The organism is Streptomyces sp. NPDC045846 (assembly GCF_056431605.1).
In genome coordinates, this window is record NZ_JBWKKJ010000007.1 from 101,444 (window position 1) to 121,781 (window position 20,338).

16 protein-coding genes and 1 riboswitch are annotated in these 20,338 nt (G+C 72.3%); of the genes, 12 read left to right on the forward strand and 4 right to left on the reverse strand.

All coding sequences use genetic code 11. From position 1 onward, the window contains the following. Nucleotides 1-21 precede the first annotated feature (21 nt). From AC07F3_RS20735 to AC07F3_RS20790, 12 genes are all read left to right on the forward strand, one after another. A complete protein-coding gene (locus AC07F3_RS20735; protein ID WP_479115949.1) occupies nucleotides 22-1,452 on the forward strand; it encodes an aspartate aminotransferase family protein in 1,431 nt (476 codons plus the stop codon). Then, the gene (locus tag AC07F3_RS20740) at nucleotides 1,446-2,492 is read left to right on the forward strand and encodes an NAD-dependent epimerase/dehydratase family protein (RefSeq protein ID WP_479115950.1); all 1,047 of its coding nucleotides are present in this window, start codon (nucleotides 1,446-1,448) and stop codon (nucleotides 2,490-2,492) included. Before AC07F3_RS20735 ends, AC07F3_RS20740 begins: the two co-directional genes overlap by 7 nt. A gap of 21 nt (nucleotides 2,493-2,513) precedes the next feature. Beyond that, nucleotides 2,514-3,584, forward strand: coding sequence for a glycosyltransferase family 2 protein (locus AC07F3_RS20745; protein ID WP_479115951.1), 1,071 nt, complete (start codon nucleotides 2,514-2,516; stop codon nucleotides 3,582-3,584). Beyond that, nucleotides 3,577-4,734 carry an endonuclease/exonuclease/phosphatase family protein gene (locus AC07F3_RS20750; RefSeq protein ID WP_479115952.1) on the forward strand — a complete coding sequence of 386 codons (1,158 nt, stop codon included), beginning with the start codon at nucleotides 3,577-3,579 and terminating at the stop codon, nucleotides 4,732-4,734. The genes AC07F3_RS20745 and AC07F3_RS20750 overlap by 8 nt, the downstream gene beginning before the upstream one ends. A 7-nt stretch (nucleotides 4,735-4,741) precedes the next feature. Further along, nucleotides 4,742-5,758: an endonuclease/exonuclease/phosphatase family protein gene (locus tag AC07F3_RS20755; RefSeq protein ID WP_479115953.1), complete on the forward strand. Its 1,017-nt coding sequence runs from the start codon at nucleotides 4,742-4,744 to the stop codon at nucleotides 5,756-5,758. Next, the gene (locus tag AC07F3_RS20760) at nucleotides 5,758-6,738 is read left to right on the forward strand and encodes an aldo/keto reductase (protein WP_479115954.1); all 981 of its coding nucleotides are present in this window, start codon (nucleotides 5,758-5,760) and stop codon (nucleotides 6,736-6,738) included. Before AC07F3_RS20755 ends, AC07F3_RS20760 begins: the two co-directional genes overlap by 1 nt. Further along, nucleotides 6,725-8,821, forward strand: coding sequence for an MMPL family transporter (locus AC07F3_RS20765; protein WP_479115955.1), 2,097 nt, complete (start codon nucleotides 6,725-6,727; stop codon nucleotides 8,819-8,821). Before AC07F3_RS20760 ends, AC07F3_RS20765 begins: the two co-directional genes overlap by 14 nt. A 33-nt stretch (nucleotides 8,822-8,854) precedes the next feature. After that, the gene (locus tag AC07F3_RS20770; protein ID WP_479115956.1) at nucleotides 8,855-9,832 is read left to right on the forward strand and encodes a LuxR C-terminal-related transcriptional regulator; all 978 of its coding nucleotides are present in this window, start codon (nucleotides 8,855-8,857) and stop codon (nucleotides 9,830-9,832) included. 131 nt (nucleotides 9,833-9,963) lie between these two features. Next, nucleotides 9,964-10,236, forward strand: a complete 273-nt coding sequence (locus AC07F3_RS20775) for a DUF3311 domain-containing protein (RefSeq protein WP_469842676.1) — start codon at nucleotides 9,964-9,966, stop codon at nucleotides 10,234-10,236. Further along, nucleotides 10,233-11,861, forward strand: coding sequence for a monocarboxylate uptake permease MctP (mctP, locus tag AC07F3_RS20780; RefSeq protein WP_479115957.1), 1,629 nt, complete (start codon nucleotides 10,233-10,235; stop codon nucleotides 11,859-11,861). Before AC07F3_RS20775 ends, mctP begins: the two co-directional genes overlap by 4 nt. Before the next feature lie 151 nt (nucleotides 11,862-12,012). Then, nucleotides 12,013-12,141, forward strand: a riboswitch (cobalamin riboswitch). 125 nt (nucleotides 12,142-12,266) lie between these two features. Beyond that, nucleotides 12,267-14,642, forward strand: coding sequence for a ribonucleoside-diphosphate reductase subunit alpha (locus AC07F3_RS20785; protein WP_479115958.1), 2,376 nt, complete (start codon nucleotides 12,267-12,269; stop codon nucleotides 14,640-14,642). Then, nucleotides 14,642-15,658 carry a ribonucleotide-diphosphate reductase subunit beta gene (locus tag AC07F3_RS20790; RefSeq protein ID WP_479115959.1) on the forward strand — a complete coding sequence of 339 codons (1,017 nt, stop codon included), beginning with the start codon at nucleotides 14,642-14,644 and terminating at the stop codon, nucleotides 15,656-15,658. Before AC07F3_RS20785 ends, AC07F3_RS20790 begins: the two co-directional genes overlap by 1 nt. Nucleotides 15,659-15,779: 121 nt before the next feature. On the opposite strand, the gene def is transcribed toward AC07F3_RS20790, so the two are convergent. The 4 genes from def to AC07F3_RS20810 all read right to left on the reverse strand — a co-directional run bounded on the left by def (nucleotide 15,780) and on the right by AC07F3_RS20810 (nucleotide 20,230). Continuing rightward, complete coding sequence (def, locus tag AC07F3_RS20795; protein ID WP_479115960.1) at nucleotides 15,780-16,412, reverse strand: peptide deformylase; 633 nt, start codon at nucleotides 16,410-16,412, stop codon at nucleotides 15,780-15,782. A gap of 58 nt (nucleotides 16,413-16,470) precedes the next feature. Next, complete coding sequence (locus AC07F3_RS20800) at nucleotides 16,471-17,451, reverse strand: tetratricopeptide repeat protein (RefSeq protein ID WP_479115961.1); 981 nt, start codon at nucleotides 17,449-17,451, stop codon at nucleotides 16,471-16,473. 117 nt (nucleotides 17,452-17,568) lie between these two features. Beyond that, the gene (locus tag AC07F3_RS20805; RefSeq protein WP_479115962.1) at nucleotides 17,569-18,804 is read right to left on the reverse strand and encodes an HD-GYP domain-containing protein; all 1,236 of its coding nucleotides are present in this window, start codon (nucleotides 18,802-18,804) and stop codon (nucleotides 17,569-17,571) included. A 1-nt stretch (nucleotide 18,805) separates the two neighbouring features. Then, entirely contained in the window at nucleotides 18,806-20,230 is a 1,425-nt protein-coding gene (locus AC07F3_RS20810; protein ID WP_479116266.1) for an HD-GYP domain-containing protein, read from the reverse strand. Nucleotides 20,231-20,338 lie beyond the last annotated feature (108 nt).

Consider the following 20,338-nt stretch of genomic DNA (forward strand, 5'->3'; position numbering starts at 1 on the left):
CGCCCGACGAAGAGGGATCCCATGCCCCAGCTGTACTCGGTCGACGACTGCGAGTCGCTGACCACCAAGCAGGTCCACGGTCTGTACAAGGACCACGTCAACCGCAGCCAGGTCTCGCTCATGACCTCCTTCGGCTTCGGCCAGGAGCTGGTCGAGCGGGCCGAGGGCGCCTACATCCACCAGCGCGACGGCCGCCGCGTCCTGGACTTCACCGGCGGGGTCGGGGTGCTCAACCACGGCCACAACCACCCCCGCATCCTGGCCGCCCGGCAGCGCTTCCAGGCCGAGCACCGGATGGAGGTCCACAAGACGTACTTCTCGCCCTACATCGCGGCGCTCGGCCACAACCTGGCCCAGCTCCTGCCGGGCGACCTGACCATGTCGTTCTTCCCCAACTCCGGCGCCGAGGCCGTCGAGGGCGCGGTCAAGCTGGCGTACAAGTACCACGGCGGACGCCGCTCGCGGGTGCTGCGGGCCGACATCAGCTTCCACGGCAAGCTGCTCGGCTCGGGCAGCCTGACCGGGCAGAACCAGTCCACCTTCCAGTTCCCCGGCATCCCCGGCGTCGGCGTCTTCCCGTACGGCGACCTGGCGGCCGTGACGGCGGAGGTCGCCAAGTCCCGTACGGCCAACGGGGATTCGGACGTCTACTGCATCCTGATCGAGCCGCTGAGCGCCTCCACCATGAACGTCTGCTCGGAGGAGTTCCTGCGCGGCCTGCGGGAGCTGTGCACCCGCGAGGACATCGTGCTGCTCTTCGACGAGATCTACACGGGCTGGGGCAAGACCGGCAGCCTCTTCTACTTCATGCGGTACGAGGGCCTGGTCCCCGACATCCTCACCACCTCCAAGTCGTTCGGCGGCGGCAAGTCCTCCATCTCGGCGTTCATCGCCCGCGAGCCGGTGTTCCGCAAGGCGTACGACAACCTCACCGACGCCCTGCTCCAGTCGACCAGCACCACCTACTACGGCTTCGGCGAGGAGGCGATCACCGCCATCGAGGCGGTCAACATCGCGGTGGAGGACGACTACCCGGCCCGGGCCCGCGCCATCGAGCGGATCCTCGGGCCCGGCCTGGAGCGGATCGCCAAGGAGCACCCGGACGTGGTGTCCGAGGTGCGCGGCGCGGGCGCGCTGCACGGGGTGTTCCTGCACAAGGGGCCCAAGGTCCTGGAGCTGGCGACCAAGCTGGTGCCGGGCGCGACGACCAAGGACCCGCGCTTCCGCACCAAGCTGATCACCTCGTCGGTGGTCAACGCGCTCTACCGCGACCACGGCATCTACGCCTACTACACGCTCAACGGCGACAACCCGCTAATGGCGGCCCCCTCGCTGATCACCGAGGACCACGAGGTCGAGTACTTCCTGGAGTCCCTGGACGCCACCCTCGCGCAGGGCCTGCCGCGTCTGCTCACCCGTTTCGTCAAGGAGAAGGTGTCGTCGCTGTGGTAGCCAGGACGGTGGTGACCGGCGGTGCCGGGATGCTCGGTTCGACCCTCGTGGAGCGGCTGCTCGCCGACGGCCACGACGTGACGTGCGTGGACCTGCGGGCCCCGCGCATCCGTCACGAACGCCTCGCCCACACCGTCGCGGACGTGCGGGACGCCGTCGCCATGAAGCGGGTCACCGCCGAGGCGGACGTGGTGGTGCACTGCGCGGCCGCGCTGCCCAGCTATCCGGCCGACCAGATCCGCTCGGTGATCGTCGGCGGCACGGAGGCGGCCCTTGGCGCGGCCGAGGCCAACGGCGTGCCGCGCTTCGTGCACATATCGTCGACCGCCGTGTACGGGCTGCCCAAGGTGGTGCCCACCCCCGAGGAGTACCCGCGCGAGCCCGTCGACACCTACAGCGCCGCCAAGGCGGAGGCCGAGGAGGTGGCCGAGCGGTTCCGGGGCGGGGAGATGTGCCTGCCGATCCTGCGGCCCAAGACGTTCCTGGGCCCGGGCCGGATGGGCCTGTTCGCGATGCTCTTCGAATGGGCCGAGGAGGGGCGCCACTTCCCGGTGCTCGGCAAGGGCGACGTCCGCATCCAGATGTTCGACGTGGACGACCTGGTGGACGCGGTCGTCACCGCGATGGAGGCGCCGGCCGAGCGCGCGGACGGCACCTTCAACCTGGGCGCGACCCAGTTCGGCACCCTGCGCGAGGACTTCCAGGCGGTGCTCGACGCGGCCGGGCACGGCAAGCGGGTCCGCTCGCTGCCCGCCAGGCCCGCGCTCGCCGCGCTCAGCGCCCTCCAGCGCACCGGCCTCTCGCCGGTCTACGGGCGCCTGCTGCACAAGCTGCTCGACGACTCGTACGTCAGCACCGACCGGGCCCGCGAGCAGCTCGGCTTCCACCCGCGCCACTCCAACCAGGACGCGATCCTGCGCACCTACGCCTGGTGGCGCGCACAGCAGGGGGTGCGGACCGCCCCGGCCAAGGGGCAGGGCGTCACCAGTGTCGAGCCGTGGCGGCAGGGAGCCCTCTCCCTGGCCAAGGTGCTGTTCTAAGAGATCCGAGGAGTGAAGACCGTGCCCAGCGACCAGCAGCCCTTGGTCTCCGTGATCGTCCCCAACTACAACTACGGCCGCTCGATCGGCCTGTGCGTACAGGCCGCGCAGCACCAGACCTACCCCCATGTCGAGATCATCGTCGTCGACGACTGCTCCACCGACGACTCCGCCGCGATCGCCGCCGCCCTCGGCGCCCGCGTGGTGAGCACCGGCCGCAACAGCGGGGTCGCGGTGGCCCGCAACCTCGGCGCCGAACTGGCCCGGGGCGAGGTGCTCGTCTTCCTCGACTCCGACGTGGCGATGCACCCGGACGCGATCGAGCGGTCGGTCGCCCTGCTCGCCGAAGGCGCCGACGGCGTCAAGTACGGTGCGGTGTGCGGCACTTACGAGCCCGAGCCCCTCATCCGGGACAGCCTGATCGAGGAGTACCGCTCGCTCCAGCAGTACTACCTGCTGCTGAGATCCGAGGGCGTCATCGACACCGTGCACACCGCGATCCTGGCGATGCCGCGCGCGGTCTTCGACGAGGTCGGCCCGTTCAACCCGCTCCTGCGCCACACCGAGGACCAGGACTACGGGCGGCGCATCTCCGAGCGGTACAAGGTGCTCAGCTCCCTGGAGGTGCGCGGTCGGCACGACCACGACGACACCTTGCGGATCGTCCTGGACAAGGTGTTCAGCCGGGCCCGGCTCGCGGTGCCGCTGATCCTGAGCCGACGCGCCCTCCAGGGCGGTTTCGTGACCGGCCCCCGGGCGGGTGCGAGCCTCGCCGCGCCGCTCGCGGTGGCCGCCCTGGCCGCGCCGCTGCTGTGGGGCCCGGTGTGGTCCCTGCTCCCGGCGCTCCTGTTCGTCCTGGCCGTGCTCGGCGACCTCGACATGTACCGGGTGGTGCGCGGGCACCGGGGGCGGTGGTTCCTCGGGTACTTCGTGGCCGTCAACTTCCTGGTGAACCTGACCGTGTTCGCGGCCATCGGCGTCGCGGGCGTGCAGTGGCTGTGCTCGCCCCGCTTCCGCCGGCTGTACGCGCCCCAGCCGCGGCCCTCGCAGAGCACGGCGCTCGGTTCGGCGGCTGGTGTCTCCGGTGTCTGATCTCCGGACCCCGCCCGCCGGGACGCTCACGGAGCCGGTCCCGGACCCCCCGGCCGCCCTGGCCTCCCGGCGCCGGGCGGGGCGGCTCGTGTGCTGGGCCGCGCTCGGCTGGCTGGTGTGCCTGGGGGTGGAGTGGGCGGTGGACGGGCGGTTCTGGTTCGGCGAACTCGCGGGCGCCGTACCCCCGTTCCTGTTCGTGGCGGTGCCGCTCCTGCTGGCCGCGCTGATCCCGCTGGCGCGCGGCGCCGACCGGTGGCGCACCGCGGCCGCCGCGGCCGTGGCGCTCGCGCTGGGCGCGGGGCAGTCGGGGCTCAACCCCGGCGCGCTGTGGCCGTCCGGCCACGGGGCCCGGCCGGGCTCGGTGCGCGTCGTCGCCTGGAACACCAACTCGTGGAACCAACTGCTCGGCACCCAGGACCACTTCTACGCCTTCCTGAAGTCGAAGAAGGCCGATGTGTATCTGCTGCACGAGTACCAGCACCTCACGCCGGACCGGAAGGGACGGCAGCCGGTGGACGATCTCGCGCGGCTGCGCGCGGAGTTCCCCGGGTACGAGGTCACCGTCGACGGCGAGCTGGTCACGCTCTCCCGGTTCCCGGTCGTCGCGCGGCCCGCCGTCGGCCCGGCCCGCGCGCTGGCGCCGGACGCCGACTGGGCCACGCGCTACCGGGAGGCGAAGGTGCTGCGCACCGACCTGTTGGTCAAGGGGCGGACGGTGTCGTTCTACAACCTGCACATGCCGGTCTGGAACAGCATGACCGACGGCCCGCTCACGGGCGCCTTCTACCAGCACATGCGGGAGAGCTTCGGAGCCCGCCGGGCGCAGTACGCCGGGCTGGAGGACGACGTGGCCCACAACCCCAACCCGGTGGTGGTGGCGGGCGACTTCAACACCACCGCCGCCATGTCCGAGCTCGACGGCCTGCGCTCACGGCTCGACGACGCGGTGAGCGCGAGCGACGACCTGTACCCGACGAGCTGGGAGGAGGGCGGCTGGAAGCCGTTCTGGCGCACCGACTGGGCGTTCACCGGCCACGGCGTCACCGCGGACCGCTACACCTTCGACCCGCCCGAGAAGCTGTCCGACCACGCGGTGCAGGACCTCTGGGTGTCGGTGCCGCCCGCACCGACGAACGCCGGGGGGAGGTGAGCCGACCGTGTCTCCCGCTGCCGCCGTCATGGTCTGCGCCCTCGTCTGGGCCGCCTTCCTCGGCGCCCATCTGGCCCTGAACGGCCGCTGGTGGCCCTGGCTCGCCGTCTCCCTGCTGCCTCCGCCGCTCTTCGCCGCGGTGCCGACCGCCCTGCTCGCGGCGGCGGTGCTCACCGGCGGCGCCCCGGCGGGGGTGCTGGCGGCAAGCTGCCTGGTCGGCGGTCTGAGCCAGAGCGGCATCAACTTCGGTGCGCTGCGCCGCAGTTCAGCGATCCCTGGGAGCCCCGACCGGGTCCGGGTCCGGGTGGTGTCGTGGAACACCCAGCACTGGAACCAGGGCCGCGACCCCGACCGGTTCTACGCCTTCCTCCACACGCTGCCCGCCGACGTCTATCTGCTCCAGGAGTATCTGAACGGCTTCGAGGGCGGCGAGGTGTGGGACATCGACGACGAGGAGCGGCTGCGCCGCGAGTTCCCCGGGCACCACCTGGCCATCGACAACAACTCGGTGACCCTGTCCCGCTTCCCCCTGGCCGGGCCCCCGGTGCCGGTGGGCGCGTGCTCGCTCCGGGTCGACCTCTCGATGCCGGGCGGCGTCGTCTCGACGTACAACGTGCACATCCCGGTCCAGCTGACCGTGACGAACCCGCTGGGCCGGGCCTTCTTCCGGGACATGCGGCGCCGGCACGGGGCGCGGCTGCGCGAGTACGACGCGCTGGTCGCCGACCTGGCCGCCAACCCCCACCCGTTCCTGGTGTCCGGGGACTTCAACACCAGCGCGGCGATCGGCGACATCCGCCGGATGCCGCGGTCCGCTCGCGACGCCATCGGCGCCAACCGCTCGCTGTTTCCGGCGAGTTGGAACGCCCGCTGGAAGCCGCGCCTGTGGCGCATCGACTGGGTGTTCACCAGCGCCGGGCTCCGCGCCGAGCGGTACGCGTTCCGCGACCCGGGCGGTCTCTCCGACCACCTGGCGCAGGACGTCACGATCACCACCACCGATATCGAGGAGATGAACCGTTGATGCAGTACCGACAGCTGGGCGGCCGGGACGGCCTGCGGGTGAGCACCCTGTGCCTGGGCACGCTGCCCTTCGGCACCCGGATCGACGAGGCGACCGCGTTCGCCGTGCTCGACCGCTTCCACGAGGCGGGCGGCACCTTCCTGGACACGGCGAACACGTACGCCTTCTGGGAGCCGGGCGCCACCGGCGCCGAGAGCGAGCTCGTCATCGGCAGGTGGCTGCGCAGCCGGGGCGTACGGGACGAGATGGTGGTGGCCACCAAGGTCGGCGCGCTGCCCGAGCCGCTGGACGCGCCGTGGCCCGAGGCCGCCGAGGGGCTGTCCGCGCCGGTGCTGCGGCGCCAGGTGGAGGCCAGCCTGCGCAATCTGGGCACCGACCGGATCGACCTCTACTACGCGCACATAGACGACCGGAAGACGCCGGTCGAGGAGACGATGGGCGCGTTCGCGGAACTCGCCGACGCCGGGAAGATCTCGCTGTCGGGGTGCAGCAACTTCGCCGCCTGGCGGATCGAGGAGTCGCGCGGCGCCGCCGAGCGCGCGGGCGTCCCGGCCCATGCGGCGGTCCAGCAGCGCTACACCTACCTCCAGCCGCGCCCGGGCGCCGACTTCGGGGTGAACCCGCACGCCTCGGAGGAACTGCTCGACTATCTGCGCACCCGCCCCGAACTCGCCTTCGTCGCCTACACCACGCAGCTGACCGGGGCGTACAACAACCCGGCCAAGGAGATCCCGGAGCAGTACCGGCACGCCGGTTCCAACCGGCGGCTCGCGGTGCTCGCCGAGGTCGCCAAGGAGCTCGGGGTGACACCGGGGCAGGTGGTGCTGGCCTGGGCGATGGGCGGCGAGCTGCCGGTCCTGCCGGTGATCGGGGCGAGCTCGGTGGCCCAGCTGGAGGAGTCCCTGGACGCGGTCGGCCTCGTCCTGGACGCCGCGGTCAGGGCCCGGCTCGACGCGGCGGGCCTCGATGCGGAGAGTTGAGCGGTACGCCGCCGGGCTCGCCCGGTTCTGCGTCGGCCACCGCGGGCTGGTGTGCCTGCTGTGGCTGGCGGTGCTCCTCGCGGGCGGGGCCGCGTCGGCCGCGCACCTGGACCGGCTCGACCAGAGCTTCACCGCCTCCGGCCAGGCCGGCTCCCGGGCCAACGCGGCCATCATCGAGCGGTACGGGTCCGGCGCGGGCGTCGCCCCGCTGGTCGCGGTGGTCACCTGGCCACAGGGCACGAGCGGTCGCTCACCGGCCGCCGCGGCCCGGTTGAGCGCCGGCGTCACCGCCTCGACGCCGCCGGGCACCCGCGTCCTGTCGTACGCGGAGACGGGTGACCCGGCGTTCCTCTCGCGCGACGGCCGCACCGCCTACGCCCTGGTCCATCCGCACGTGGGGAAGCCGGACCTGGCCGGGCTCGCGGCCGTGGCGGACGCGACCGCCCGGCTGCGGACCGGCCTGCGCGCGGCGCTGCCCGAAGCACGCGTCAATGTAACGGGGGTGCTGCCGCTCCAGGAGGACAGCGCCACCGCCCGCCCCGGCATCGCCCTCCAACTGGCCAAGTCCCTCTGCCTGTTGGGGTCGATTGCCCTGCTCCTCCTGGTGCTGCGGCCCCTGCTCTCGCTCCTGGCCCTGCTCCTGACGGCGGTCTCGTCGGTGGCGGCCCTGCTGGTGGTGCTCGCCCTGGCGGGGAGTACGGAGCTCAGCTTCGTGGTGGTGTACCTGATCCCGGTCGCGGCGCTCGCGCTCTCGGTGCGACGCGCGGCGCTCCTGGTGGGTGCGTGGCGGGCGGAGCTCGCCGGAGGCTCGGGGCCCCGGCCCGCGGCGCATCGCGCGGCGTCCGCGACCGCCGGTCCGGCCGCGCTCGGCGCCCTGGCCGGGGGCGCGGCCCTCGCCTCGCTCGCGGCGTTCCCCGTCCCCTTCCTGCGGTCAATCGGCGTGGCGGGAGCGGCGGTCTGCGGCGCGGCGTCGCTGGCGGCGCTGACCCTGGCCCCCGCACTCCTGTCCTGGCTGCCCGGCCGCGCGGCGGCCCGCCCGGCGGCCGGGGCGCGCCGCCGCGCCCCCCGGCTGCTCGCGTTCGGCACCCTGCTGGCGCTGGCGCTGCTCACCGGCGCGGCCGGGCTGCTGACCGCCGGGAACCCGCGCGCCGAGGCGCTGGTGGCGCACGGCCCCGCGCGCGACGGACTCGACCAGCTGACGGCCGCCGGGATTCCCTCCGGGGTGCTCAACCCCCTTGATGTGCTGGCCCCTTCGGGCACAGGGCCCGACCGCGTGGCCGCCACCGCCCGCGAGGTTCCCGGCGTGCTGACGGCCGCCGCCCCGCGCGGCGCGGCCTGGCGTCACGACGGCTCCGCGCTGGTCGCCGTGGTGCCCACCGGGGAGCCGATGACGGCAGCGGGCCGCCGGACGACGGCGGAGGTGCGGTCGGCGCTGGCCGGTGCCGGGGTGCTGGTCGGGGGGTCGGGGGTGCCCGAACCCGATCTGGTGCACGGTGTGTACCGCGCCGTCCCGGCCGCGCTGGTCGCGGTGGGGCTGGTCGGCTTCGTCGTGGCGGGGCGCGTGCGGTCCGCCGGGACGGCCCTTCGGGCGGTGCTGTGCGCGCTGGTGCCGGCGGTCGCGGCGTGCGGGCTCCTGGTGCTGCTCTGGCAGTACGGCGCGGTTTCCTGGCTGCTCCGGGGGCCCGCGACGGGGGCGGTGACCGGGTGGGTCCCGCTGGTGGTCGGCGCCTTCGGCTTCCCCGACACGCTCGACCGGTGCCTCCTGTCGTCCGGTCCGGGCGGGCCCGCGCCGCGCGGTGGCGGGCTCGTCGTCGCCCTGCCACTTTTGGCCATCGGGCTCGGCCCCCAAGTGGAACTGGCCGTTCTGGTCACGGGACTCGGCGGCGCGGCCCTGCTGGGTCCGGCCCTGCTCCACGCCCTGGCGGCGCTGCGAAAGCCCGCGCTCCCCCGCGCACCCGAAACACACACCAAGCCCACCACAAGTGACCTTCCGGCCACCCCACCGCCATCTTATTGGTCTAGACCTAGATTGCCGCGCGGCCATACCATCCCCCTGGCCGAACCATCGGGCCACGGACAGTGACGTATCGGCATACGCGAACCTGGGGGAACCCGCATGCTCGAGGCACTCGGAATCCAGCAGTCCACGGAAACCGTCTACCGGCTGCTGCTGGAGCAACCGGACTACGGCGTACCGGAGTTGGCCGAGCATCTGGGGTGGGCCGAAGCGGAGGTCCGGGAGGCGCTGGCCCACCTCGCCGACCTCAAGCTCGTCCTCATGGACGACGCGGCCGACGGCATCGCCCCCTTCAGCCCCGACGTCGGCTTCGCCTTCCTGCTCTCGCGGGCCGAGGCCGAACTGACCAAGCGCAGGCGCCAGGTCGAGCGGGCCGAGCAGGCGGTGGCCGCGATTCTGGCCAAGTTCAGCGCGGGCGGCACCTTCCGGCACGACGTCGTCGACCGCATCCAGGGCGTGGACGCGGTGCGCGAACGCCTGGAGGACCTGGCCGCGAGCGCCCGCGCCGAGTGCCTCTCGCTGCTGCCGGGCGGCGCCCAGCTGCCCGACACCATGGACGCCAGCCAGCCCTTGGACGAGCTGGCCCTGGAGCGCGGGGTGCGCATCCGCAGCATCTACCAGGAGAGCTTCCGCAACGACGCGCCGACGCTGGAGTACGTACGGTGGTACTGCGAACTGGGCGGCGAGGCGCGCACGGTGCCCGTCGTCCCGATGCTGATGGTGATCGTCGACCGCAGCGCGGCCCTGGTCCCGGTGGACCCCGAGGACGCGCGGGCGGGCGCCCTGGAGGTCCGCAGCCGGGGCCTGGTCAACGCGCTGGTCGTGCTCTTCGACCAGCTGTGGGAGTCGGGCACCCCGTTCGGCGAGGCCCCGCGCCGCAATGAGCACGACCTCTCCCCGCAGGAGCGGGAGTTGCTGCTGCTCCTCGGCATCGGCAGCACCGACGACATCGCCGCCCGGCGGCTCGGGGTGTCCCTGCGGACGGTCCGCCGGATGAGTTCGGAGCTCATGTCCCGGCTGGGCGCCCGCAGTCGGTTCGAGGCGGGCGTCCGCGCGGCCAAGGAGGGCTGGCTCTGACGGCGTGACAGGCGACGCGCCCCGTCCGGAATCCGGACGGGGGTTCCCTTGACCGGATCTCTCCCCTAGATTTCCTGCGCATTACCAAGTGATCCAACGCACAGGTGATCGTGAGGGGACGGAGCCGCCCGATGCCGGAATCGACGGAAGTGAAGAGACCGGTGATCACGCCCTTGCGCGTGGTCATCGCGCTCTGCCTGATCGCGCCCTTCGTGGCGATGCTGTGGGTGAGCTCCTACGCCAAGGCCGGTCCGGCGCTCGGCGGCATCCCGTTCTTCTACTGGTACCAGATGCTCTGGGTGCTGATCTCGACCGCGCTCACGATGATCGCGTACAAGCTGTGGCAGCACGACCAGCGCTCGCGCGACACCTCCGAGCACAAGAAGGGGGGTGCGTCCGCGTGAAGGACGGCGTGAACGGCGTCGCGCTCGGCGTCTTCATCTTCTTCTTCCTGGCCGTCACGGTCATCGGCTTCATGGCCGCCCGCTGGCGCAAGGCCGAGACCGCCGAAAGCGCGGCCACGCTCGACGAATGGGGCCTGGGCGGACGGTCGTTCGGCACCTGGGTCACCTGGTTCCTGCTCGGCGGCGACCTCTACACCGCGTACACCTTCGTCGCGGTCCCGGCCGCGATCTACGCGGCGGGCGCGGCCGGCTTCTTCGCCGTGCCCTACACGATCCTCGTGTACCCGCTGATCTTCACCTTCCTGCCGCGCCTGTGGTCGGTCTCGCACAAGCACGGCTACGTCACCACCTCGGACTTCGTCCGCGGCCGGTTCGGCTCCAAGGGCCTCTCCCTCGCGGTCGCCATCACCGGCATCCTCGCCACGATGCCCTACATCGCGCTCCAACTGGTCGGCATCCAGGCCGTCCTTGACGTCATGGGAGTGGGCGGCGAGTCCAACAACTGGTTCATGAAGGACCTGCCCCTGCTCATCGCGTTCGCGGTGCTCGCCGCGTACACCTACTCCTCCGGGCTGCGGGCCCCCGCGCTGATCGCGTTCGTCAAGGACGGTCTGATCTATCTGGTCATCGCGGTGGCGATCATCTACATCCCGATCAAGCTGGGCGGCTTCGACGCCATCTTCAGCGCCGCGCAGCACAAGTTCGCCGGTCCGCCCGGCGGCAAGCCGACCGGCGCGATCGTGCCCGGCGAGAAGAGCCAGTGGACCTACGCCACCCTCGCGCTCGGCTCGGCGCTCGCGCTCTTCATGTACCCGCACTCGATCACCGCGACGCTGTCCTCGCGCAGCCGCAACGTGATCCGCCGCAACACCACGATCCTGCCGCTGTACTCCCTGATGCTGGGCCTGCTCGCGCTGCTCGGCTTCATGGCCATCGCGGCGGGCGTCAAGGTCAGCAACGGCCAGCTGGCGATCCCGCAGCTCTTCGAGGACATGTTCCCGGACTGGTTCGCGGGCGTGGCCTTCGCGGCGATCGGCATCGGCGCGCTCGTCCCGGCGGCCATCATGTCGATCGCGGCGGCGAACCTGTTCACGCGCAACATCTACAAGGACTTCATCAAGCCGGACGCGACGGCCGCGCAGGAGGCCAAGGTCTCCAAGCTGGTCTCGCTCGTGGTGAAGATCGGCGCGCTGGTCTTCGTCCTGACCATGGACAAGACGGTCGCCATCAACTTCCAGCTCCTGGGCGGCATCTGGATCCTCCAGACCTTCCCGGCCCTGGTCGGCGGCCTGTTCACGCGCTGGTTCCACCGCTGGGCGCTGCTCGCGGGCTGGGCGGTCGGCATGGCCTACGGCACGCTCGCCGCGTACGGAGTGGCCTCGCCCACCCAGAAGCACTTCGGCGGCTCCTCGAAGGAGATCCCGGGCATCGGCGAGATCGGCTACATCGGTCTCACCGCGTTCGTCCTGAACGTCGTGGTGACGGTGGTCCTGACCGTCGTCCTGCGCGCCCTGAAGGCCCCCGACGGCGTCGACGAGACCTCGCCCGAGGACTACACGGCGGACGCGGGCGACCCGGGCGTCGCCACGGAGCTCCCCCCGGCGACGGCGGGCTCGGCGCACTGAGGTTCCACTGAACGACGCAGGGCCGTGGCACCCCGGGTGCCACGGCCCTGCGTCATGAGCGGCCCAGCGCACCCAGTCCTTGAGCTTCCGTGTGGCGCCCCTCAGCGACACAACACACAACATGTGGGGGGTGCCGCACACCACGCCCCCCACATGTATGCTCGTCCTCGCTGTCGCCGCAGGGGAATCCGGTGTGAATCCGGAACTGTCCCGCAACGGTGTGATCCGTACGGCTTTGTATGGATCGAGTCCGAGGACCTGCCGACGGCGCATCCGGGTCGACCGAACCGGGTGCCAGACGTCCGGGCCTCGCGGTTGGGCCGGTGGACGACGCGCTGAGGGCTGCCCCACGCGCGCCGACGCCTCCCCCGAAGGGCCCCGTGCCGAGCGAGGGAGTGCCCCCACGTGACCATCGCCCCTGCGGATCCCGCTTCAGCGATCACCGAAGAGCCGGTCGACGCGCCCGGGACCGCGCTGCTGCGGACCCTGACGCAGCTCACCGCCGACCTCGCGGACACCGACCCCGGCCGGGTCGCCGCGGCCGCGCTGCGGGGCCGCAACGCCCGTTCGGACGAGGCGGAGTTGCGGGACCTGGCCACCGAGGCGGCCGCGGGGCTCATCTCCGAGGACCCGGCGTACTCCCGCCTCGCCGCCCGGCTCCTGACGATCACCATCGCCGAAGAGGCCGCGAGCCAGGGCTCGGTCGCCTTCTCCGCGTCCGTGGCCGTCGGCCACCGCGAGGGCCTGATCGCCGACCGCACCGCCGACTTCGTACGCACCCACACCGCCCGCCTCGACGCGCTGGTGGACACGGCCCTCGCCGACGGCGCCGACGACCGCTTCGGCTACTTCGGGCTGCGCACCCTCTACTCCCGCTACCTGCTGCGCCACCCGATCACCCGCAAGGTGATCGAGACGCCCCAGCACTTCATGCTGCGCGTGGCGTCCGGCCTCGCCGAGGACGAGTCGGTGCGCGCCCTGGACGAAGTGGCGTCCCTGTACGGCCTGATGAACCGCCTGGACTACCTGCCGTCCTCCCCCACGCTCTTCAACTCCGGCACCCGGCACCCCCAGATGTCGTCCTGCTACCTCCTCGACTCGCCGCTGGACGAGCTCGACTCCATCTACGACCGCTACCACCAGGTGGCCCGGCTCTCCAAGCACGCGGGCGGCATCGGCCTCTCCTACTCCCGCGTCCGCGGCCGCGGTTCGCTGATCCGCGGCACCAACGGCCATTCCAACGGCATCGTCCCGTTCCTCAAGACCCTCGACGCCTCGGTGGCCGCGGTCAACCAGGGCGGCCGGCGCAAGGGCGCGGCCGCGGTGTACCTGGAGACGTGGCACTCCGACATCGAGGAGTTCCTGGAGCTGCGCGACAACACCGGTGAGGACCAGCGGCGCACCCACAACCTGAACCTCGCGCACTGGATCCCGGACGAGTTCATGCGCCGGGTCGACGCCGACGGCACGTGGTCGCTGTTCTCGCCGGCCGACGTGCCCGAGCTCGTCGACCTGTGGGGCGAGGAGTTCGACGCCGCCTACCGCAAGGCCGAGGCCGCCGGGCTCGCCCGCAAGACCATGCCCGCGCGGGACCTGTACGGCCGCATGATGCGCACCCTCGCGCAGACCGGCAACGGCTGGATGACCTTCAAGGACGCCTCCAACCGCACCGCCAACCAGACCGCGGAGCCCGGCCACACCGTCCACTCCTCGAACCTGTGCACCGAGATCCTGGAGGTGACGGACGACGGGGAGACGGCCGTCTGCAACCTCGGCTCGGTCAACCTCGGCGCGTTCGTCGTCGGCGACGGCATCGACTGGGAGCGCCTGGACCAGACCGTGCGCACCGCCGTCACCTTCCTCGACCGGGTCGTCGACATCAACTTCTACCCGACCGAGCAGGCGGGCCGCTCCAACGCCAAGTGGCGCCCGGTGGGCCTGGGCGCGATGGGCCTCCAGGACGTCTTCTTCAAGCTGCGCCTGCCCTTCGACTCCCCCGAGGCGAAGGCCCTGTCCACGCAGCTCGCCGAGCGGATCATGCTGACCGCGTACGAGGCCTCCACCGACCTCGCCGAGCGGTCGGGCCCGCTGCCCGCCTGGGACAAGACCCGCACCGCGCGCGGCGTGCTGCACCCCGACCACTACGACGTCGAGCTGAACTGGCCGGAGCGCTGGGCTGCCCTGCGCGAGCGCGTCGCCCGGGTCGGCATGCGCAACTCGCTGCTCCTCGCGATCGCCCCGACCGCGACCATCGCCTCCATCGCGGGCGTGTACGAGTGCATCGAGCCGCAGGTCTCCAACCTGTTCAAGCGCGAGACGCTGAGCGGTGAGTTCCTCCAGGTGAACGGCTACCTGGTGGAGGAGCTCAAGAAGCTCGGCGTGTGGGACGCCCAGTCCCGCGAGGCGCTGCGCGAGGCCAGCGGTTCGGTCCAGGACTTCAACTGGATCCCGGCCGACGTGCGGGCGCTGTACCGCACGGCGTGGGAGATCCCGCAGCGCGGCCTCATCGACATGGCGGCCGCCCGCACCCCCTTCCTCGACCAGTCGCAGTCGCTCAACCTGTTCCTGGAGACGCCCACCATCGGCAAGCTGTCGTCGATGTACGCGTACGCCTGGAAGCAGGGTCTGAAGACGACGTACTACCTGCGCTCGCGCCCGGCGACCCGCATCGCCCGCGCCGCCCAGGCCACGACCACCATCCCCGTCCAGCAGGCGGCGCCCGACGCCGACGCCATCGCCTGCTCCCTGGAAAACCCCGAGTCCTGCGAGGCCTGCCAGTAATGAGCGACACCGAACACAAGAACCTCCTCGACCCGGGCTTCGAGCTGACGCTGCGTCCCATGCGCTACCCGGACTTCTACGAGCGCTACCGGGACGCGATCAAGAACACCTGGACCGTCGAGGAGGTCGACCTCCACTCCGACGTCGCCGACCTCGCGAAGCTGACGCCGGGTGAGCAGCACATGATCGGCCGCCTCGTCGCGTTCTTCGCGACGGGCGACTCGATCGTCTCCAACAACCTGGTGCTCACCCTCTACAAGCACATCAACTCCCCCGAGGCGCGGCTCTACTTGAGCCGCCAGCTCTTCGAGGAGGCCGTGCACGTCCAGTTCTATCTGACGCTGCTCGACACCTACCTCCCCGACCCGGAGGACCGCGCGGCCGCGTTCGACGCGGTGGAGGAGATCCCCTCGATCCGCGAGAAGGCGCAGTTCTGCTTCAAGTGGATCAACGAGGTGGAGAAGCTCGACCGCCTGGAGACCAAGGCCGACCGCCGCCGTTTCCTGCTGAACCTGATCTGCTTCGCGGCGTGCATCGAGGGCCTGTTCTTCTACGGCGCCTTCGCCTACGTCTACTGGTTCCGCAGCCGGGGTCTGCTGCACGGCCTCGCCACCGGCACCAACTGGGTGTTCCGCGACGAGACCATGCACATGAACTTCGCCTTCGAGGTCGTGGACACCGTCCGCAAGGAGGAGCCGGACCTCTTCGACGACGCCCTTGAGCAGCAGGTCACCGACATGCTGAAGGAGGCGGTCGCCGCCGAGCTCCAGTTCGGCCGCGACCTGTGCGGTGACGGCCTGCCCGGCATGAACACCGAGTCGATGCGCGAGTACCTGGAGTGCGTCGCCGACCAGCGCCTGACCCGGCTCGGCTTCCCGGCGGTGTACGGCTCGCAGAACCCGTTCTCGTTCATGGAGCTCCAGGGCGTCCAGGAGCTGACGAACTTCTTCGAGCGCCGCCCGTCCGCCTACCAGGTGGCGGTCGAGGGCTCGGTGGGCTTCGACGAGGACTTCTAGGTTCCGCGCCCCATAGGGGCGCGGGGAACTGCGCGACCAGCCACGCACGGTCCGCAGCCAAACCGCAAAAAGGGGCCCCGCACCTGCATGGTGCGGGGCCCCTTTTGACGTGCTCCCGGGCTCAGTCGTTCGGGACGACCTCGTACCGCGGGGTGCCCTCCGCCATCTGACGCAGCGCGTCCTTGCGGTCGCGCTTGGAGAGGCGGTCGATGTAGAGGTACCCGTACAAGTGGTCCGTCTCGTGCTGGAGGCAGCGGGCGAAGTAGCCGGTGCCGCGCACCTTGATCGGGTTGCCCTCGGCGTCCTGGCCGGTGACCACCGCGTAGTCGGGGCGGGCGAGCTCGGCGTACGCGGTCGGCACGGACAGGCAGCCCTCGTTGGACTCGTCCAGGACGCGCAGCTCGGCCGGGAGCTCTTCGAGGACCGGGTTGCAGACGACGCCGACGTGCCGCACCCCCTCGTCGTCCATGCAGTCGTAGACGAAGACCTTGAGGTCCACGCCGATCTGGTTGGCGGCCAGGCCCACGCCCTCGGCCGCCTTCTGGCTGGCGAACATGTCGTCGACGAGGCGCGCCAGCTCCCCGTCGAACTCGGTGACGTCCTTGCACTCCTTGTGGAGCACCGGGTTGCCGACGACCGTGATCGGGCGGGCGGTGCCGCGTTCGCGGTAGGCCAGCTCGCGCGCCTCGCAGTCCTCCGTGTCCACGACGAACCCGTCGTTCTCGACCTGCTGGTCCGTCTCCTGCTGCGCCATGTCCGCCGTAAGCCTTCCTGAAATCCCGATTCCGAACCCGTACAGCCTACGGGGCGGGTCAGCAGACTTCTTCGAGATCCCGCCACTCCCGGCTGTCGGGGTTGTCGGCCACCCAGCCGTCGAGGAGGCCCCGCACCAGCCCGGCGGGGGCCGCGATGCCGCATTCGCGCTCCGGCACCCACAGGTCGCCGTTGGTGCGGTGGCCGAGCGGGCCGGGGTGGCCGGGCTCGCTGTGGTCGTGCGGGTCGAGGTGCTCGCCGTCGCCCTCGTCGCTGGGCATCTCGGACTCCGAGCAGGCCCGGCACAGCAGGCGCACGGAGGACGACCAGTCCTCGGCGGCGAAGCCGGCGTCGGCGGCGAGGCGCTCCAGGGCGTCCCGGTCGTCCTCGGTGGCGGCCTCCAGGAGGACCACCCAGGTCGGCACGGGCGAGGGCGCCCACAGCTCGATCTCGTCGAAGACCGGGAACGAGGGACCCGCCGCGGTGGTGCGCTCGCCGTGCGGGACGCCGTCGTGCAGCACGACCTCGCCCCAGCGGCGGCCCGAGGACGGCAGCGGGATGGAGAGGACCTCCATGCGGGCCGGGTCGAGCCGGCGCCCCCACACCACCTCGGCCTCGCCCTCCGGCGAAAGCCGCACGGCGGCGCTGCCCAGCTCCATGCCGACGGGCTCGCCGCTGCCGGTGGCCTCGCCCGGGACCTTCAGGCCGTACGCCTGCCAGGCCCGGCGGGCCAGCGGCCAGTCCTGCAACGCGGTCGCCGCGATGCCGACGTTCCACCAGTCGGGGGCCCCGGTCTCCTTGTCCAGCAGGGCCACGGCGCGCAGCCCGGCGGCCCGCGCCTGCTCCCAGTCGTGCCGGAACTTGTGCAGCAGCGCCAGGTTGAACCAGGACTCGGACAGCCACGGTTCCAGGTCCGCGGCGCGCGTCAGCAGCGCCCCGGCGTCCTCGTACCGGCCGTCGCCGATCAGCGTGAACGCACGGTCTGTGGCCTGCCGCCACGAGGCGGAGGGCCGGTGCCGTCCCTTGCCGAAGATCCTCACGATTCCCGCCTGCCCAGACCGGCCCCGACTACCGGGTCGGTCTTACGGTCTCCCAGTTTTCTGGGTTCTTTTCGCATCCAACCATGCCCAGCCGGAAGGCCGCTCATTACTCCTGGGTTACCCAGGTGGTACCCGGGTCAGACAGCCCCGGGCCAGCACGCGTGCCAGGGATTCGACAACCCGGGGATGGTAGTCACGGCCGGTGCCCAGGCGCAGCTGTTCGAGCGCGTTCAGTGACCCTCCGGGGCCCGCGGCGCCCTCCGCGAGGTCGTCGTACGCGTTGACGGCGCGGACGATGCCGGCGGGCAGCGGCTGCTCGCGGTAGGGGTCGGCCTGCCGCTCGACGATGACCGCCACGTCCGCGGGCACCCCGGTCTGGCGCACGACGGCGCCGCCGAGGAGCGCGATGCGGCGCTGCTCGGCGGCGGGCAGCACGGCGGTGGCTCCGGCGGGGACCGGGTCGAGCAGGGACAGCTGGCCGATGTCGTGCATGAGCGCCGCGTACTCGAGGACGGTGAGCTCGCTCTCGCTGAGCCCGAGCTCGCGCCCGACGGCCCGGCTGAGCTCGGCGACCCTGCGGGCGTGGCCCGGCTGCGTGTATCCGGCGACCTCGGTGGCACGGGCCAGCGAGGTGATGGTCTGGCGGTAGGTGGTGCGTACGGCCGCGTACCGCCGGAAGGCCAGCTGGGTCAGGAGCAGCGGTACGCAGAACACCGGCAGCGCCCACAGCCCGGCGACGGCGACCGCGAGGGCGATCACGGTGCCGGTGGCGCACACGGCGGACCCGATGCCGAGCAGCCCGCGCAGTTCGTCGCGCAGGACCGGCCCGAAGGGATAGCGGGTGCGGGCGTACAGGAGCAGGGCGGCGACGACCGCGTCGCACAGCGCGGTCAGCACGAGCAGCAGCAGGAGGACCAGGGCGAAGTACGGCCCGCGCCCGAACCAGTGGTCCAGGCGCCCGGAGTTGTAGAGCGGCTGGAAACAGACGGCCGCGAAGGCCACCGTGAGCACCCGCCGGGCCATCTGGTCCGCGCTCGGCCCGCGCCCGACGGCCACGTGCGGCACGGAGCCGAGGAGGGCCGCCGCCACCACGACGGCGATCACCTGGAGCACCCCGTGCCCGGTGGCGTGCCCGGCGTTCTGGCCGAGCAGCGCATAGGCCAGCGCCCCGGCCGAGGCGAGCGGTGCCGGGTCCCGCTCGCCGTCCCCGGCCCCCCAGCGGGCGAGCTCCCCCACCACGATGAGGGCGCCGAACGCGGCCGCGGTCGCGGGTTCGGCGAGCCCGTCGCGCAGGGTCGCCGCGAGCGCCCAGGCGGTCAGCAGCCCGGCGAGGGTGTGGGTGACGGCGATCATTTCAGGCCCCTGGGGACTTCGAGGGGCGCAGGCCCGCTTCGGGAGGGGGCGGGGCCGGGAACGGGCCCTCCGCGGGCGCCCGCACCGGCCGGGGTGGAGGCACGTTTCCGCGCGCCGCCGGGGATGCCGGTTCGTCCGCGGTGACCTCCACGTGCCATCCGTACCGGCCCAGCGCCCGCACCAGTCCGCCGACCATCCGCGGATCGAACTGCGCGCCCGCGCAGCGCTCCAGCTCGGCGACGGCGGCCGCGACCGGTCGGGCCCGCCGGTAGGAGCGGGTGGACGTCATCGCGTCGAAGGCGTCGGCCACCGCCACCACCCGCGCGGCCTCGGGGATCTGGCCGCCCGCGAGCCCGTAGGGGTAGCCGCTGCCGTCGAGCCGCTCGTGGTGGTGCAGGATCGCGGCGCGGGCCTCGCCGAGGAAGCCGATGCCGCGCACCATCTCGTGGCCGTACTCGGGGTGCAGTTCGATCACCGCACGCTCCTCGGGGGTGAGGGGCCCGTCCTTGCGGAGCACCCGGGTGGGCACCCCGAGCTTCCCGACGTCGTGCAGGATCCCGGCGAACCGGATGACCTCCAGCCGCCCCTCCTCCATGCCGAGTTCGCGCGCGATCATCTCCGAGGCCCGGCCGACCCGCTCGCTGTGGCCGCGGGTGTAGCGGTCCTTGATGTCGACGGCCTGGACGAGAGCGCGGATGGTGGCCTGGTGGGCGGCGCGCTCGCGGTGGTACTGGGCGAAGACCCAGCACGAGATGTACATGGGGAGCAGGACGAACAGGGCGGCCGGGGCTCCGAACCGGCTGCGCCACAGCACGGCCATCATCAGGCCCGCGAGCCCGTGCACGCAGTGCGGGGCGAGCGAGCGCAGCAGCAGCCCGCGCCAGGCGGTGCGGGCCGGGCGGCGCTCGGCGGTGGCGAGGATGAGGCCGTCGAGGGCGGTCAGCACCAGGCAGAAGACCAGGGCCGCGGCCCCGGCGGGCAGCAGGGCGTACGGGAAGTCGGGGGCGGCGGCGCTCCCGCGTCCGCCCAACGCGTCGCGCCCGCCCAGCAGTTGGTGCGCGCGGGCCGCCGCCGAGGTCGCGAGGGCCAGCTGGGCGGCCCGCCATGCCCGGCGCACCCGGCGCGGCTGTTCCTCGACGTGCGCGAGCAGCGCGCCCGGCACCGCGACGAGGGCCGCGGCGGCGGGCGGGAGCAGGAAGGCGGCGGCGAGCAGCACGGGGAAGAAGGAGCCGGAGGCGATCGGCACGCTCACCCGGCCGGCCAGCACCGGACAGCGCGGCGGCCACTCGCACAGCGCGTACAGGCCCGCCAGGAGCGACACGGCCGCCCAGGGCACACCCGGGCGCAGCACGGGCAGGGCACACGCGCCCGCGCTCGCGACGGCGCCCACGACGGCGATGCGCGCCCCCGCCGGAACGTCCCGCAGCCCCCGCGGCTCCGCCATGGCCCCCACCTCCCCATCCGCCCGGGCAGCCCGTTGCGTACAGCTTCGGGAGGATAGGCCCGTGCACGGCGGCGGTCAGGCGCATGGTCG